Here is a 15,328-nt window from a genome sequence, read left to right as displayed (position 1 = left end):
GCCGAAGCCGGCAGGATCACGGTTGTAGGGGTTTGCTCAGGTGCAGCAGCACGTAGGGGTTCTTGTCGAATTCGCCGCTGACGGTCGGCGTGAGTGCGCGCAAGCGTGGCTCTTGCAAACCTTCAAAATCCGCCGCACTCATCACCAGCCACGCCGGAGCCTGTAAAGGTGTGAGGTCGCTGCTCGACTGGGTGAACAGCGGCACCCGGTCGCAATCGAGGTTGACCATCAGCTTGATTGCCTTGGCGTCTTTCCCCAGCCCGTGCAGCACCACAGGTGCCGGGTCCTGGGAAATCCGCGCCTTGACCGCCAGGCTGAAGGTACGCGTGTCGTACAGGCTGCGTTCCAGCGGTTCGACCACCACGATGTAGGTTGTCCATAACGCCAATACCGCGGCCAGTGCCGGACCGCCTGTGCGCAGGTGCGGCTTCAACCACGCCAGCAGCGCCAGGACCTGAAGCGCACCGAGCACGCCAAACATCACGCCCAGGTTGCCGACAGCATCCGGGTAACGGCGGCGTACCACTACCAAACCGACCACCAGCAGCGCCGGCAACACAGTCCAGAGGCCCTGCATCAGGCTGCGCAACAGCGCAAACAAACGCCCTTGGGTGACCTGGAACGGGTACGCCGCAATGATCGCCGCCATCGGCAACATCGGCAGCACATAACGGGCTTTTTTCGCCTGGGGAATCGACAGACCGAGCATCACCAGCAAACCCGCCGCCGCGCAATACAGCACCAGTCGCAACGCCGGGTCCGGTGTGCGTTTGCCGCCGACGGCCACCGCCAGCAGCACCAGCAGCGCCACCGGGTAGGCCAGGGCGTAATTGCCCATGGAACTGGTGAAGTAATACAGCACGCCGCTGGAGCCTTCGCTGCCGTCCATGCGCCCCAGGAACTGCATGCGGATCACGTCCTGCATGAATACTTCGCCGCCACTGAGCTTGGCCAACAGCAACAGCAGGCCGACGCACGCCACCAGCAATGCCAGGGCCAATGGGCCGAAGCTGAACAACTGGCGCCATTGGCGGTTGAGCAGGTAGTAACTGCACAGCACGCCCGTGGGGATCACCAGGCCAATCGGCCCGCGGATCGAAAAACCGACAATCAGCAACAGATACACAAGGTGCAGGCGTTTGCCCGCGCCGAAGTGATCGTGGGCGTAGCCCAGGTAGAACACCGCCAGGGCCACGGCGGCGAGCATCTGGTCCAGGGACACGGCGCGGGTTTCGCTGATGAAGGTGCTGCTGAGCGCCAACATCGCCACGCTCAACAGGCCCCAGCGTGTGGAGTAGGGCGCCGTAAGGCGGTACACCAGGATCACAATCAACGCCGAGGCGATGGCCGTCGGCAACCACGCGGTAAAGCTGGTGACCTGGCCCAAGGGCAGGGACAACAGCCAGGTCAACAACGTCGAGGTGGCCAGGTAATCGGCGTACGGCTGGCCATAGGTCGTCGGGAAAAAGCTCGGCCCATGGCGCAGCATTTCCTGGGCAAATAGCACGAAGCGCGAGTCAAACCCGATGATCGCCTGGTGCCAGTTGCCGGCGATAAACAACAGCAGCGCCAACAGCCCAAGCACCAGGGACTGTCGGCGGATCAGGGCACTCATCAAGGGCGGTTGGGCTTTGTTCACGTATCAGGCTTCCACAACCTGCGGCACCCACTGTTGCTGGGGAATAGGCAATTGGCAGGAGTCGCCACGGCCGATCGGGAAGTATTGGAAGCCTTTGCGCGCAAGGCGCTCGCTGTCGTAGAGGTTACGGCCGTCGAAGATCACCGGGGTTTTCAGGCGCTGGAGGATCAAATCAAAGTCCGGCGCCTTGAATTGCTGCCATTCGGTGCAGACGATCAACGCGTCGGCGCCGCTGAGGGTGGACTCCGGTGTGCCCATCAGCATCAAGCGCGGGTCGTCGCCGTAGATGCGCTGGGTTTCCTGCATGGCTTCCGGGTCGAATGCACGCACGTTGGCACCGGCGGCCCACAGGGCTTCCATCAGCACACGGCTGGGCGCGTCCCGCATGTCGTCGGTGTTGGGTTTGAACGCCAGGCCCCAGATGGCAAAGGTCTTGCCCTTGAGGTTGCCTTTGAAGAATGCATTGACGCGTTCGAACAGCTTGCTCTTCTGGCGCTGGTTGATCGCTTCCACGGCTTCCAACAGGTCGCTGGAGCAATTGGCTTCCTTGGCGCTGTGGATCAGGGCGCGCATGTCTTTGGGGAAGCACGAACCGCCGTAGCCGCAGCCCGGGTAGATGAAGTGGTAGCCGATGCGCGAGTCGGCGCCGATGCCCAGGCGCACGGCTTCGATGTCGGCCCCCAGGTGTTCGGCCAGTTCGGCGATCTGGTTGATAAAGCTGATCTTGGTGGCCAGCATGCAGTTGGCGGCGTACTTGGTCAGCTCGGCGCTGCGCAGGTCCATGAAGATGATGCGGTCATGGTTGCGGTTGAACGGCGCATACAGGTCGCGCATGACCTCGCGCACTTCTTCGCGCTCGCAGCCGATGACGATGCGGTCCGGGCGGCGGCAGTCGGCCACTGCCGAGCCTTCCTTGAGGAATTCCGGGTTGGAGACAATATCGAACTCCAGGTGCCGGCCAGCGAGGTGCAGGGCTTTCTCAATGTGCGCACGCAGGGTGTCGCCGGTGCCGACGGGCACAGTGGATTTTTCCACCAGGATCACTGGGTCGACACGGTGACGGGCCACGGCATCGCCCACCGACAGCACGTATTTCAAATCCGCCGAGCCGTCTTCGTCCGAGGGCGTACCCACGGCGATAAACAACACTTCGCCGTGTTCGACCGCGAGTTTTTCGTCATGGGTAAAGTGCAGCCGCCCGCTTTCCAGGTTTTCCTTGACCATCGCCGCCAGCCCCGGCTCAAAGATGGTCACATGGCCCTTTTGCAGCGACTCGACCTTGTTCTTGTCGACGTCCATGCAGATGACATCGTGACCGACTTCGGCCAATACGGTGGCCTGCACCAGACCGACGTAACCACTACCAAATACACTGATTTTCATGGGGCATTCCTGGAGCTTGCGGGGCTAGCACGGTGGGAGTTGATAACCAGAACTCCGAGGATGACCAGCGCCACCCCCAGGGTTTTTGAAAGCGAAAAATGTTCGTTGAACCCCGGCAGGCTGGCCGCCAGCAGGTACACCAGGGCGTAGCTGATGCTCAGCAATGAATAGGCACGGCCCAGGGGCAGGTGCTTGAGCGCGCCGAGCCAGCAGAGCATCGACAGCGCATAGGCGAAGATCGCCAGGATCACCACGCCCAGGGCACCGAGATCGATCGGCGTACTCAGCCATTCGTGGGGCAGCGGCAGGCGCGTCATGCTCCAGCGCATGCCCAACTGGGCCGCGCTGACCAGGCCGACGCTGGCCAAGGCCAGGGCAAAACCACGCACGCGGCTCATACCTGACGCCCCAGCAACACAACACCAGCAATCACCAGCGCCACGCCGAACCAATGGCGGCCATCGATGGGTTCATGAAAGACAAAACGTGCCACCAGCGTGACCAGCACAAAGTTCAGGCTGAGCATCGGGTAGGCGATACCGACTTCCAGGCGCTGCAACACCAGCAACCACACCAGCAGGCCCAGACCCAGACACACCAATGCGGCCCACAGCCACGGCGAGCGTAGTTTCAGCGCCCAACCGTCCGGCAGGTCGCGCCAGCTTTCCACGGCGAATTTTTGCGAGACCTGGCCCATGCACGTGAGCAGGCAGGCGGTCAGTAACAGAAGCAGGGTGATCATGGAGCAACCTGTGGGAAGATCAGAATCACGATGTTGCCTTGTTCAAAGCGCTGGCCGTCGTCTGGCAGCAGTGCAACTTCGGCGATTTCGTCGTCACCTTTAACGCGCATCACCACGCCGACCGGACCTTGTTTGCGCGCAGCGCTCATCCATGCCTGGACCTGCGTGGTGTCGACCTTGTGATGAGTCGCATCCGGGTAGGTGAGGCCGTATTTGACTTCGCCGACGGTGTTGTAGAGCGTCACGTCCGGCCGCGCCAGGCGCCAGGACAGGGCCGATGCCGCACCCAGGTCATTGCTCAGGAGTGCCGTGGCCGGCCGCAGGGCTTGCAGGTGATCGATGATGAATTGGTCGGGGGTCTTGTTGTAGACCACCGAATGGGGCAGTGCGGCGGGCACCAGTGCCACCAGCAACCAACTGCCGAGCACCGGTGCGGCCCACAGTTTCAGCGGGCGCGCTGCCTGCAACAGATTGGCAATGATCCAGCCGAACAGGAACACGAACACCAGCACCAGGCTGAGGGTTTCCTGGCCCGGCTCGTACACCGGCTTCTTCAATTGAAACCACGTGAGTGCCAGCAACGCGACGATGCCCACCACCAGGTTCAACCAACCGTTGATGCGCAGAGCGCGGCCGCGGCCCTCGGCGAGTTTGTCGGCCAGGGTCGAGCCCATCAACAAGGCCAGCGGCAACAGGCACGGCATGATGTAGGAAGGCAGCTTGCCCTTGGCCAGGCTGAAGAACGCCAGAGGCATCAGTAGCCACAACAGCAGGAACGCGGTTTTCGGCAGGCGCTTTTGCAACCAAGCCTGTTTCAGGGTGGATGGCAGCAGCGCAACCCACGGCAGCGAGAACGCCACCAGCAGCGGCAAGTAGTACCAGAACGGCTCGGCATGCTGGGCATCGTCACCGGCAAAGCGTTGGATATGCTCGTGCCAGAAGAAGAAGTTCCAGTAGTCAGGCTCTTGCAGGTGCACCGCCAACGCCCATGGCAGGCTGACCACAATCGCCACCACCACGGCCACCAGGCCGTAGCCCAGCAGTTCACGCAAACGTTTCTGCCAGATGGCATAGGGCAGGGCGATCAGCACGGGTAGCAGCCAGGCCAGGAAGCCCTTGGTCATGAAGCCCATGCCACAGGCCAAACCCAACAACGCCCAGGAGGCCAAGCGGCCATTGCGCGTGGTGCTGTCGAAGCAGTACCACAAGGCCACGCCGGTCAGGTTGACCCAGAAGGTGAACTGCGGATCGAGGTTGGCATAACCGCCGAGGGCCGCGACGCTGACAAAACTCATGTACAGCACGGTGCTGACCAGGCTTTTCTGCGGATCATTCCACAGCCGGCGCGACACCAGGTACACCAGCAGGATGCTCAGGCCGGTGCTCAACGCCGAGGCGAAACGCACGCCGAACAGGTTCTGCCCGAAGATCGCCTGGCCCAGCGCGATCATCCAGTAGCCCGCCGCCGGTTTTTCAAAGTAGCGGATGCCCATGAAGTGCGGCGATGCCCACTTGCCGGTCAGCAGCATTTCCTGGCTGATCTGGGCGTAGCGGGTTTCGTCCGGGATCCACAGGCCATGGGTAGCCAGTGGCAACAGGTAGAACACACCAAAGGCCAACAGCAACAGAGGCAATGCCAGACGCCGGATCATGCCTGCTGCACTCCGAGCCAACCCTCACGGCCGGGCAAGGCGCCGCGCACCAGCTGTTGCTGGGGCAGGGTGGTCAGGTCCGCAGGCAACAAATCGCCCAAGGGTTTGAAGTCGATGCCGCGCTGCCCTGCCTGGGCGAGCAATTGGCGAAAATCGTTGGCCATCAGAATCCCTTCTACTTCTGCGTGGATCGTGTAGACGTTCAGCTTCGACTCGGCAAAGCGGTCAAGGATGAACCCATTGAAATCCTTGGCAGCCACCACCGGCCCGACGACTTCGTCGAAGGTCGGCAGGTCTACCGGAATTTGTGGAGTGCCCGCGCTGCCATCGGCCAGTGTCGGCCTGAACAGGCTGGTGCCCCGGCAATCGCTGTTGTAGCGAAAGTTGAAACCTTGCTTGGCTTGCACCACACGTTCATCGGCGCGCCAACCGGCGGCGGCGGAACAGTCGATGCGCTCCCCGAGGATGTCGCTGAGGGTGTCGACGCCCCGGCGGATCTGCTCCACCAACTGCGCCTCGCTCCAGCGCCCGGTATTGGCCTGCCAGCCGTGGTGATCCCAGGCGTGCAGGCCGACTTCATGCCCGGCGGCCTTGGCCTGGCGCATCAAATGCCCCAGGTCGCGGCCAATCGGCTTGCCCGGCCAGGCGGTGCCGGCCAGCAAGATGTCCAGGCCATACAAGCCGACCGCATTGGAACGCAGCATTTTCCACAGGAACTGCGGGCGGATCAGGCGCCACAAGTGGCGCCCCATGTTGTCCGGCCCAACGCTGAAGAAGAACGTCGCCTTCACTCCCGCTTCATCCAGGGATTCGAGCAACCGCGGCACACCTTCACGGGTGCCACGGTAGGTGTCGACGTCAATGCGAAGACCTGCCTGCATCAGCGCTTGTCCGCGATTTCGAGCATGGCTTCCTTGAGGAAGAAGTCCAGGGTGTTGCCGATGGTTTCGCTCATCTCAACGGTTGGCTCCCAGTTCAGCAGGCGCTTGGCGTTTTCGATGCTTGGCTTGCGGTGCGCCACGTCCTGGTAGCCAGTGCCGTAGAACGCCTTGCTTTCCACGTCGCGGAAACCGGCGAACGGCGGGAAGTTGCCGCGCAGTGGGTGGGCTTCGAACTGGCGCAGCAGCTCTTCGCCCAGTTGACGGATGCTGGCTTCGTTTTCCGGGTTGCCGATGTTGATCACCTGGCCGTCGCACACGCCGTTGTCGTTGTCGATGATGCGTGCCAGTGCTTCGATGCCGTCGGCGATGTCAGTGAAGCAGCGTTTCTGCTCGCCACCGTCAAACAGACGGATTGGCGTGCCTTCCACCAGGTTGAGGATCAACTGGGTGATGGCGCGGGAGCTGCCGATACGGGCCGAGTCCAGGCGGTCGAGGCGTGGGCCCATCCAGTTGAATGGACGGAACAGGGTGAATTTCAGGCCCTTGTCGCCGTAGGCCCAGATCACGCGGTCCAGCAATTGCTTGGAGACCGAGTAGATCCAGCGTTGCTTGTTGACCGGGCCGACCACCAGGTTGGAGGTGTCTTCGTCGAAGTACTGGTCCTGGCACATGCCGTAGACCTCGGAGGTCGACGGGAAGATCACGCGCTTGTTGTACTTGACGCAGTAGCGCACCAGCTTGAGGTTTTCCTCGAAGTCCAGTTCAAACACGCGCAGCGGGTTGCGGGTGTATTCGATTGGGGTGGCGATGGCCACCAGCGGCAGGACCACGTCGCATTTCTTGATGTGGTACTCGATCCACTCGGTGTGGATGCTGATGTCGCCTTCCACATAGTGGAAGTTCGGGTGGCTGCGCAGGCGCTCGATGGCGTCGGAGCCGATGTCCAGGCCGTAGATCTCGTAGCGATCGTCACGCAGCAGGCGCTCGGACAGGTGGTTACCGATGAAACCGTTCACACCCAGGATCAGTACCCGGGTACGACGCGGCTTGCGGCCGGACTCGGCGCCGCGCAGAACAGAGCCATCGACCAGGCCTAGTTCGTCGGCCAGGGATGGGCCGGCCAGGTACAGGCCGTTCTCGTTGCGCTGGCCGAACTTGACCACCAGGGAGTCTTCACCGCAGGCGATGCGCAGCGGGTTGACGCTGATCACGCGACCTGGGGCGAGGCCTTCATTGCCCTTGACCACCTCGGCTTGCCACACGATCAGCTTGTGCTCGCCCACGGCGCAGAAGGCGCCTGGGTAAGGTTGGGTCACGGCACGGACCAGGTTGAACAGTTGTTCAGCGGGTTTTTTCCAGTCCAGCTTGCCATCGGCGGCGGTGCGGCGGCCGAAGTAGCTGGCCTGGCTTTCGTCCTGGGCGGTTTCGCTCAGTTTGCCGGCGGCCAGTTGCGGCAGGGCGTCGCGCAGCAGGTTGGTGGCGGCATCACGCAGTTTGGCGTGCAGGCTCAGGCCGGTGTCGGTGCGCTCGATGAGCACTTTTTGCTGGGCCAGGATTGCGCCGGCATCGGCACGCTTGACCATGCGGTGCAGGGTCACGCCGGTTTCGGTTTCGCCGTTGACCAGGACCCAGTTGGCCGGTGCGCGGCCACGGTATTTCGGCAGCAGCGAGCCGTGCAGGTTGAACGCGCCTTTGCTGGCAGTGGCCAACAGCGGCTCGCTCAGCAGGTTGCGGTAATAGAAGGAGAAGATGTACTCCGGGTTCAGCTTGGCGATGCGCTCGATCCACAACGGGTGGTTGGCGTCTTCCGGTGCGTGTACCGGGATGCCGTTGCGGGCGCAGAGTTGGGCGACGGAACCGTAGAAATTGTTTTCCTTGGGATCATCGGCGTGGGTGAACACCGCCGCAATGTCGTAGCCGGCAGTCAGCAGGGCTTCAATACCTGCACAGCCAATATCGTGGTATGCGAAGACAACGGCTTTTGAATTCATGACGAAACCTGATCGGAAGGAGAAGTAGAAGTGGTATGGGAGGACACCAGGCCGTCAACGACGACGACGGGGGCCGGTGCTGCCGGGGTGTTGCGCAGCACTTTTTCGATAAAGAAGCGTGGGCGGGCGCGCACATCGCTGTACATGCGGCCCAGGTATTCACCCAAGAGCCCCATGCCGATGAACTGGCCACCGGTGAACATGAACAGCACCGCGAACAATACGAACATGCCATCGCCGGCCCATTGGGCGCCGAAGGCCAGGCGCAGCACGATCAACGCGAGGGCGAACAGCAGGCCGAGGCCGGCCAGGCTGAAACCGACGATCGACAGCAGGCGCAGCGGGGTGGTGGTCATGCAGGTCAGCAGGTCGAACATCAGGCTGATCAGGCGCATGGCGCTGTATTTGGATTCGCCGTGTTCACGCTCGGCGTGGTGCACCAGGATTTCCGTGGTGTGCCGGGCAAAGCCGTTGGCCAGGATCGGGATAAAGGTGCTGCGTTCACGGCAGGCGAGCATGGCGTCGACAATCGTGCGGCGGTAGGCGCGCAGCATGCAGCCGTAGTCGCTCATGGCCACGCCGGTAGAGCGCTGTACCGCGAGGTTGATCAGGCGCGACGGCCAGCGGCGGAAGGCCGAGTCCTGGCGATTGTTGCGCACGGTGGCAACCACGTCGTAACCCAGGGCGGCTTGCTCCACCAGGCGCGGGATCTCTTCAGGCGGGTTTTGCAGGTCGGCGTCGAGGGTGATCACCACCTCGCCCCGGCACTGCTCGAAACCGGCCATGATCGCCGCGTGCTGGCCGTAGTTGCGATTGAGGATTACCGCAACCACGTTGCTGCCATCTTCGGCGGCTGCGTCTTCAAGCATTTGGGCGGATTTGTCGCGGCTACCGTCATCCACCAGGATGATTTCGTATTCGTAAGCCAGTTGCTTGCACGCAGCGGTCGTGCGACGCAGCAACTCAGGCAGGCTCTCTTGTTCGTTGTAGACCGGGATAACGATCGACACACAATGAATAGGGTAGGGTTTCAAAGATTCATGACCTCGGGGCTAGAGCAACTTGGAACGTGAAAACAGCAGTCATCAGTGGCGGGCAGCGCCGTGCCTGACTTGACACAAGGTGGAGTGGCGTATTCATTCGACTTTCCTGAGACGGCGTGGGGTCTTCCATGGAGGCGGTTAAAGTAAAGCTCATAAAACGCAAAGGTAAAGCGTAATCAACAGGTTAGTCGGGGAAGTCGCGGTTCGCTCTCAAGTCCTGAAGCCAAGATTAAGCGCAAAAATGTGCAACGAATATGAAAGGCATATGAAAAACTCGTTTATTTGACAGGTAGACAGCCCGTGTTCAGCTAGAAGATCCACACACCGCGCCAAGCGCTCGTGTGCAGGGGCCCGTAACCGATTTTATTCAACAATCTTCTCTGCAATACCCCCCAAGTGCCGGTAAAGTAAGCGCTCTCTTGCCAGGGTAATCGGATGAATAGCGTGCAGCTTTTACGGCCAGTGTTGATGGGGTTGTTGATGACCGTGGCGTGTGTCACGACGGTGCGGGCCGATGCTGGGGTAGCGCTGACCAGCATTGAGCAACTGCCGGATGGAGTCGAAGTGCGCGGCAAGCAGATCGCCGCGTACACATGGGACGATCGCCAGGGCAAAAACCTGCTGGTACTCGCCGAGCAACTCAGCGAGCGCGACGACGATGGCACCCAATCGGCATTTGTCTATGCCGCGCAATATTTGCTCGATGGCAACCGGCCCAAGCGCGTGTGGATGCTCTACGACGATGTGCAGCATTGCGAATTCGACGCGGCGCTGCGCTTCGACCGGGATGCCACCAAGGTCACCGACCTGTCCGGTGATGGCATCACCCAGGCCACCGTGGGTTATTCGCGTACCTGCACCAGTGACGTGAGCCCCAACGAATTCAAACTGATCATGCACGTGGGCAAATCCCAGAAATACCGCCTGCGCGGCGTCGACCGCTATGGCGCCAGTTGGTGGGACGAGGAGGCCGGCGCACTGCGCGGCATGCCGCTGCCCAAGGATTGCAGTGTGGCCGCCCAGCAGGCGCTGGTCAGCCAGTACAAGGAGCAGGGCACCGAATTGCCGCTGCCGGGTTGCTACAGCGAAGAAAAAGACTTCGCCAAGGCCCCCGAGGCGTACCTGACCTTCATGCGCCAACACTGGTTTGCCCTGATGCAGAAACAGGACACCGAATGGAACCAGACCCAAACCCAGACCCAGCCGCAAGATTCTGTCGAGGGTGACGACGTCGCGCCGTGACTTTGTGCGAGGGCCGTTGCTGGGTTAGACTCGGCCCTCGCCAATTCACTAAATACCTCGATTAAACAATGGCTTGTTCGAGGTATTTAATCCAAAGGCTGATCTATTTTGACTGAGTCCATTCGCAATCCTCTGACCCTCTACCTCACCCGCCTGGCCCCCTCCAGCCAACTGACCATGCGCTACGTGCTGCAGGACGCCGCCGACCGCCTGGGTTTCGAGGACATCAACCTCGAAGACATCGACTGGCACCTGTTGCAACCTGAACATGTGATCGCCCTGGTCGCCGCCTTGCGCGAGGACGGCTATGCGCCGAACACCTCTTCGCTGTACGTGAACGCAGTGCGCGGCGTGATGAATGAAGCCTGGCGCCTCAGCCTGATCAGCCAGGAACACCTGTTGCGCATGCGCACGGTCAAGGCCACGCCGGGTACGCGCCTGAGCCAGGGCCGCAACCTGCGGCGCACGCTGATCCGCGAGATGATGGACGTCTGCGCCGCCGACCCACGCCCCCAAGGGCTGCGCGATGCGGCGCTGATCGGGATTTTGTACGGTTCGGGCATGCGCAAGTCGGAGTCGGTCAACCTCGACCTGGCGCAGATCAACTTCGAAGAACGCAGCCTGCGGGTGATCGGCAAGGGCAACAAGGAACTGATCAAGTACGCGCCGGCCTGGGCTTTTGCCAAATTGCAGGCGTGGCTGGATTTTCGGCGTGAACAGCTTAAAGAAGGCGAGAGCGACGATACGTTCCTGTTCAACCGCATCCGCCGGGGCAGCCACATCACCCGCGAACGCATCACCAAGCACGCGATCTACTACATCGCCCGCCAGCGCGGTGAGCAAGTCGGCGTGAAGATCATGCCCCATGATTTCCGCCGCTCATTTATCACGCGGGTGATCGAGGAGCATGACCTGTCGATTGCGCAGAAACTGGCGCACCACACCAATATCCAGACCACCGCCAGCTATGACGCGCGCGAGGACAACGAGCGGCGCCGGGCGGTGGATCGGTTTGATTTGTGATGGGCCTTGCCCGGGATCAGGAGGAGGGTGGGGCACTGCTCAAGTGAGCGGGCAAACGGCGTAACGTCCACAGGGTCACCAGCAGCGCCGCGACGGCACACAGTGCAATGCCGATCAACATTGGCGCCGGCGTATGGTCAGCAAACACGCCGACCACGGTCATGGACACCGCTGCAGTGATCATCTGAATCGCCCCCAGCAGTGCAGAGGCAGAACCCGCCACCGCGCCGTGGTCCTCCAGGGACAAAACGCCCGCCGCCGGCAACAACAGGCCGAGAAAACCGAAACCGATGAACAGTAGCGTCATCATCAACGGCAGGCTATCGATCCACAGCGTGGTCACGGCCAGCGTGCCCAATACGCTTGCCACTGCCACCACTGACCAACGAATCACCGATGCGAGGCCAAAGCGCGCACTGAGGCGTGCGGTCAGTTGGCTCATGGCAAAGAACGACGCCGCATTCAGCGCAAAACACAGGCTGAATTGGGTGGGGGTCAGGCCGAAGTATTCGATATACACGAACGGCGCGCTGCCGATGAATACAAAGAACGTGGCCAGGCCGAAACCGCTGACGACCGAAAGCCCGGTGAAGAGCGGATCACGCAGCAGCGCCCCGTAACTGCCAAACGCGTTGCCCAGGTTTTTGCCCAGGCGCCGTTCGGCGGGATGGGTTTCGGGCAACTGCACGACCGTCATCACCAGGCACGCCACGGCTACCGCGGCGAGCAGTGCAAACACTTCGCGCCAACTCCAGATCGAAATCACTACGCTGCCGGCCAGCGGCGCAAGAATCGGCGAAACACTCATCACCAGCATCAGCAAGGCCATCAGGCGTGCGGCTTCGTGGCCGGTGTACAGATCGCGCACAATCGCCCGGGGAATCACCATCCCTGCACAGGCGCCAAACGCCTGCAACGCACGAAAGCCGATCAGCACTTCAATGCTCGGGGCCAGCGCACAACCGACACTGCCCACCGCAAAAATCACCAGCCCGGCGTAAATCGGCGGTTTGCGCCCGAATACATCACTGATCGGCCCATAGAACAGCTGGCACACGCCGATGATCATGAAGAACACGGTCAGGCTCATCTGCACCGCAGCCGGCGAGGCGTGCAGGCTGGCGCCGAGGGTGGGGAGCGCGGGCAGGTAGCTGTCGATGGCGAACGGGCCGACGGCGGTGATCAAGCCCAGGAGCAGGGCGAGGCGAGCAATACTTCGAGACATGGGCTATTCCAGGCCAAGCAAAGGGCGGCCAGCTTAAGGTATCCGCGCAAATCCGCAAACTTAGGCTTCAATAACAAGCAATTGATGCCGATAACAGTTCAGGCGAAGCCCAATTGGCGGCCAGGCAAGGGGATACCAGCATGACGATTAAACTACGCTTGATGCTGTTGATTGCGACAGGCTTGATTACCGCCTTGATCATGAGCCTGGCCAGCTACGTGGGTAACAGCCGGATGAGCAGCGCCGTGCAGGACAATGAGCAGAGCATGACGGTGCTGCGCAATCATATGGAGGCCGATATGATGCACGACGCGCTGCGGGCGGACGTGTTGTCGGCGATGTTGGTGGGGTTGGGCAAAAGCACCAGTACCGAGGCCGAGGTCAACAGCTCGCTGAAGGAACACGCCGAGCACTTTCGCCAGGTCCTGGCGGACAACCTCAAGCTGCCGCTGGATGATTCACTCAGGGCCAGCTTGGAAAAAATCAAACCCAGCCTCGACACCTATATCGGTGCCGGCGAGCGCATCGTCACCCTGGCCCTGGCCAATCCGGAAGCGGCACGCGAGCAACTGGGCACCTTTAATAGCGCCTTCACTCAGCTTGAAGAGCAAATGGCAGGCCTGAGCGAACTGATCGAATCCAGCACCCAACAAACCAGCGTCGGCACGCGGCAGACGATCAGCAACGCCAACTTGACCTTGGGCGCCGTGCTGATTGCCAGCCTGTTGTTGCTGTTGGCGCAAGGCCGCTGGGTCATGTTGAGCATTATGGGGCCGCTGCAGGCCGCCAGCCGCATTGCCGCCAGCATCGCCCGAGGCAACTTGAGCGAGCCGATTGTCGAACCGGCGCGCAAGGATGAAGCCAGCACATTGATCCGCAGCCTCGCCACCATGCAGCGCGACTTGCGCGGCATGATCGAAGTGGTGCGCAGCAACGCCCATGGCGTCAACGGCATGAGTGAAAAACTCAGCCACGGCTGCCATGAAGTGGCCGGCAGCAGCCAGCAACAAAGCGCGGCGGCCAGCACCATGGCGGCAGCGGCGAGTGAAATGACCGCCAGCATCGAGGAAATCACCCGGCACGCCGGTCGAGCGTTGAATATGGCGCATCAGGCCGAGTCCCTGGCCAAGGACGGCGGCCGGGTGATTCATCAAGTCGTCAGTGACATGGACGGCATCGCCCGCTCGGCGCAGCAATCGGCCCAGGTTATCCGTACGCTGGATAAGGAGTCCGAGGCGATTTTCAGCATTATCCAAGTGATCAAGGGCATCGCCGACCAAACCAACCTGCTGGCGTTGAATGCCGCGATCGAAGCAGCCCGCGCCGGCGAACAGGGACGGGGTTTCGCGGTGGTCGCCGATGAAGTGCGCAGCCTGGCAGGCCGCACCAGCACGTCCACCCAGGAAATTGCCAGCATGGTCGCACGCATCCAGCAAAACACCCGGGAAGCAGTGACCAGCATGGAGGAGGGCGTTGCACAGGTGGATAAAGGCATGGCGGTGACGGCGGAAGTCGAACGGGCCATCCGCGAGATTTTGCAGGCCACGTTGAGCACCACGGAGCTGGTCAACGACATCTCCCGCACCATCGGCGAACAAAGCCTGGCCAGCAATGAAATCGCCCATCAAGTGGAGATGATTGCGGGCATGTCGGAGAGTAATAGCCGAGTGATTGCCACGACTGCGTCGACGACGGATGAATTGTCATCGTTGGCGGGGGAGCTTTCGCAGTCGGTGGATCGTTTCAGATTGTAGGTTGGTTATAACTAAACTAAATGACTATTTAGTTTAGTTATATATTATTTGAATAGTGCCAGGCGGGTCAGGGCGCCTTTTTGTCAGTAGCGCCGAGCCCCAAACATTGCTATGTCGTTGAAAGGCCACGAAATTACAAATAAAGATCATTGCGCAGGGAAATTTTTCCGAACGCCCTTGAATTTTTGTCTTCTGTTCCTACCTAGGGTTTTACGTGATGCCGAATGAGGGTCACGTCTCAAATCACTTGGAGAAAACTCAGGAGATTTAGCAATGGCTACTACTCTTTCGTTGGCCCCACTTTTCCGCCATTCGGTCGGCTTTGACCGTTTCAATGACCTTTTCGAATCGGCGCTTCGCAGTGAGGCCGGAACTTCCTATCCTCCCCACAACGTCGAAAAGCACGGCGATGACCATTATCGAATTGTCATCGCGGTGGCAGGCCTTGCTGAGGCGGATTTAGACATCCAGGTTGAAAAAGGCGTTTTGACGGTCGCTGGTGATAAGCGAGAAAGCAACGAAGATGTCACCTACCTGCATCAAGGTATCGCTCAGCGGGCGTTCCGGCTGTCGTTCCGCTTGATGGATCACATTGAGGTGCAGGGCGCGAAGCTCGCCAACGGCTTGCTGAATATTGACTTGCTCCGAGTTGTACCGGAGGAGGCGAAGCCTAAGCGCATCATGATCGGAGGAGCTGAGTCTACTGACTCTAAGCCGGTCAGTGAGCAGTAAGGTGAACAATGAGGCGCTCTT

At 60.9% G+C, this 15,328-nt stretch carries 13 protein-coding genes and 1 pseudogene; 5 read left to right on the top strand and 9 right to left on the bottom strand.

Annotated features, from left to right (window positions below; translation table 11 throughout):
• Positions 1-16 precede the first annotated feature (16 nt).
• From AC3ISR_RS13905 to arnC, 8 genes are read right to left on the bottom strand one after another with little or no spacing between them, the layout of a single operon-like run.
• The gene (locus AC3ISR_RS13905; protein WP_463983742.1) at positions 17-1,639 is read right to left on the bottom strand and encodes an ArnT family glycosyltransferase; all 1,623 of its coding nucleotides are present in this window, start codon (positions 1,637-1,639) and stop codon (positions 17-19) included.
• Between the two features lie 3 nt (positions 1,640-1,642).
• Positions 1,643-3,022, bottom strand: a complete 1,380-nt coding sequence (locus AC3ISR_RS13900) for a UDP-glucose dehydrogenase family protein (protein ID WP_226456785.1) — start codon at positions 3,020-3,022, stop codon at positions 1,643-1,645.
• Positions 3,019-3,420 (bottom strand): 4-amino-4-deoxy-L-arabinose-phosphoundecaprenol flippase subunit ArnF, encoded by a 402-nt coding sequence (gene arnF, locus AC3ISR_RS13895; RefSeq protein ID WP_463983741.1) that lies wholly within the window; start codon positions 3,418-3,420, stop codon positions 3,019-3,021. Before arnF ends, AC3ISR_RS13900 begins: the two co-directional genes overlap by 4 nt.
• On the bottom strand, positions 3,417-3,764 hold the full coding sequence (gene arnE, locus AC3ISR_RS13890; RefSeq protein ID WP_192300065.1) for a 4-amino-4-deoxy-L-arabinose-phosphoundecaprenol flippase subunit ArnE: 348 nt from the start codon (positions 3,762-3,764) through the stop codon (positions 3,417-3,419). Before arnE ends, arnF begins: the two co-directional genes overlap by 4 nt.
• Positions 3,761-5,416, bottom strand: coding sequence for a lipid IV(A) 4-amino-4-deoxy-L-arabinosyltransferase (gene arnT, locus AC3ISR_RS13885; RefSeq protein WP_463983740.1), 1,656 nt, complete (start codon positions 5,414-5,416; stop codon positions 3,761-3,763). The genes arnE and arnT overlap by 4 nt, the downstream gene beginning before the upstream one ends.
• Positions 5,413-6,297, bottom strand: coding sequence for a 4-deoxy-4-formamido-L-arabinose-phosphoundecaprenol deformylase (arnD, locus tag AC3ISR_RS13880; protein WP_192300067.1), 885 nt, complete (start codon positions 6,295-6,297; stop codon positions 5,413-5,415). The genes arnT and arnD overlap by 4 nt, the downstream gene beginning before the upstream one ends.
• Positions 6,297-8,288 carry a bifunctional UDP-4-amino-4-deoxy-L-arabinose formyltransferase/UDP-glucuronic acid oxidase ArnA gene (gene arnA, locus AC3ISR_RS13875; protein ID WP_463983739.1) on the bottom strand — a complete coding sequence of 664 codons (1,992 nt, stop codon included), beginning with the start codon at positions 8,286-8,288 and terminating at the stop codon, positions 6,297-6,299. The genes arnD and arnA overlap by 1 nt, the downstream gene beginning before the upstream one ends.
• Positions 8,285-9,322 carry an undecaprenyl-phosphate 4-deoxy-4-formamido-L-arabinose transferase gene (arnC, locus tag AC3ISR_RS13870; RefSeq protein ID WP_192300069.1) on the bottom strand — a complete coding sequence of 346 codons (1,038 nt, stop codon included), beginning with the start codon at positions 9,320-9,322 and terminating at the stop codon, positions 8,285-8,287. Before arnC ends, arnA begins: the two co-directional genes overlap by 4 nt.
• A 444-nt stretch (positions 9,323-9,766) precedes the next feature.
• Between arnC and AC3ISR_RS13865 the strand changes: the two genes are divergently transcribed.
• Complete coding sequence (locus AC3ISR_RS13865) at positions 9,767-10,573, top strand: M949_RS01915 family surface polysaccharide biosynthesis protein (RefSeq protein ID WP_463983738.1); 807 nt, start codon at positions 9,767-9,769, stop codon at positions 10,571-10,573.
• Positions 10,574-10,681: 108 nt separating this feature from the next.
• Positions 10,682-11,596, top strand: a complete 915-nt coding sequence (locus AC3ISR_RS13860; RefSeq protein WP_463983737.1) for a site-specific integrase — start codon at positions 10,682-10,684, stop codon at positions 11,594-11,596.
• A gap of 16 nt (positions 11,597-11,612) precedes the next feature.
• On the opposite strand, the gene AC3ISR_RS13855 is transcribed toward AC3ISR_RS13860, so the two are convergent.
• Positions 11,613-12,821 carry a multidrug effflux MFS transporter gene (locus AC3ISR_RS13855; RefSeq protein ID WP_463983736.1) on the bottom strand — a complete coding sequence of 403 codons (1,209 nt, stop codon included), beginning with the start codon at positions 12,819-12,821 and terminating at the stop codon, positions 11,613-11,615.
• A gap of 140 nt (positions 12,822-12,961) precedes the next feature.
• Here AC3ISR_RS13855 and AC3ISR_RS13850 point away from each other — a divergent pair.
• From AC3ISR_RS13850 to AC3ISR_RS13840, 3 genes and pseudogenes are all read left to right on the top strand, one after another.
• A pseudogene (locus tag AC3ISR_RS13850) lies at positions 12,962-13,717 on the top strand (MCP four helix bundle domain-containing protein); the annotation flags it as partial.
• Complete coding sequence (locus tag AC3ISR_RS13845; RefSeq protein WP_370694914.1) at positions 13,712-14,575, top strand: methyl-accepting chemotaxis protein; 864 nt, start codon at positions 13,712-13,714, stop codon at positions 14,573-14,575. The pseudogene AC3ISR_RS13850 and the gene AC3ISR_RS13845, both read left to right, overlap by 6 nt.
• A gap of 273 nt (positions 14,576-14,848) precedes the next feature.
• Positions 14,849-15,307, top strand: coding sequence for an Hsp20 family protein (locus tag AC3ISR_RS13840; protein ID WP_192300074.1), 459 nt, complete (start codon positions 14,849-14,851; stop codon positions 15,305-15,307).
• Positions 15,308-15,328: the final 21 nt, after the last annotated feature.

This window comes from Pseudomonas sp. GL_117, assembly GCF_057835125.1.
Note: the sequence above shows the minus strand (reverse complement) of the source record. Positions and strands in the feature narration are given on the sequence as shown.

What these genes read in the sequence shown, in the direction of transcription:
- AC3ISR_RS13900 (WP_226456785.1), bottom strand. Translation starts at nt 3,022, where the DNA reads ATGAAAATCAGTGTATTTGGTAGTGGTTACGTCGGTCTGGTGCAGGCC.
- arnF (WP_463983741.1), bottom strand. Translation starts at nt 3,420, where the DNA reads ATGAGCCGCGTGCGTGGTTTTGCCCTGGCCTTGGCCAGCGTCGGCCTG.
- arnE (WP_192300065.1), bottom strand. Translation starts at nt 3,764, where the DNA reads ATGATCACCCTGCTTCTGTTACTGACCGCCTGCCTGCTCACGTGCATG.
- arnT (WP_463983740.1), bottom strand. Translation starts at nt 5,416, where the DNA reads ATGATCCGGCGTCTGGCATTGCCTCTGTTGCTGTTGGCCTTTGGTGTG.
- arnD (WP_192300067.1), bottom strand. Translation starts at nt 6,297, where the DNA reads ATGCAGGCAGGTCTTCGCATTGACGTCGACACCTACCGTGGCACCCGT.
- arnA (WP_463983739.1), bottom strand. Translation starts at nt 8,288, where the DNA reads ATGAATTCAAAAGCCGTTGTCTTCGCATACCACGATATTGGCTGTGCA.
- AC3ISR_RS13865 (WP_463983738.1), top strand. Translation starts at nt 9,767, where the DNA reads ATGAATAGCGTGCAGCTTTTACGGCCAGTGTTGATGGGGTTGTTGATG.
- AC3ISR_RS13855 (WP_463983736.1), bottom strand. Translation starts at nt 12,821, where the DNA reads ATGTCTCGAAGTATTGCTCGCCTCGCCCTGCTCCTGGGCTTGATCACC.
- AC3ISR_RS13845 (WP_370694914.1), top strand. Translation starts at nt 13,712, where the DNA reads ATGCAGCGCGACTTGCGCGGCATGATCGAAGTGGTGCGCAGCAACGCC.
- AC3ISR_RS13840 (WP_192300074.1), top strand. Translation starts at nt 14,849, where the DNA reads ATGGCTACTACTCTTTCGTTGGCCCCACTTTTCCGCCATTCGGTCGGC.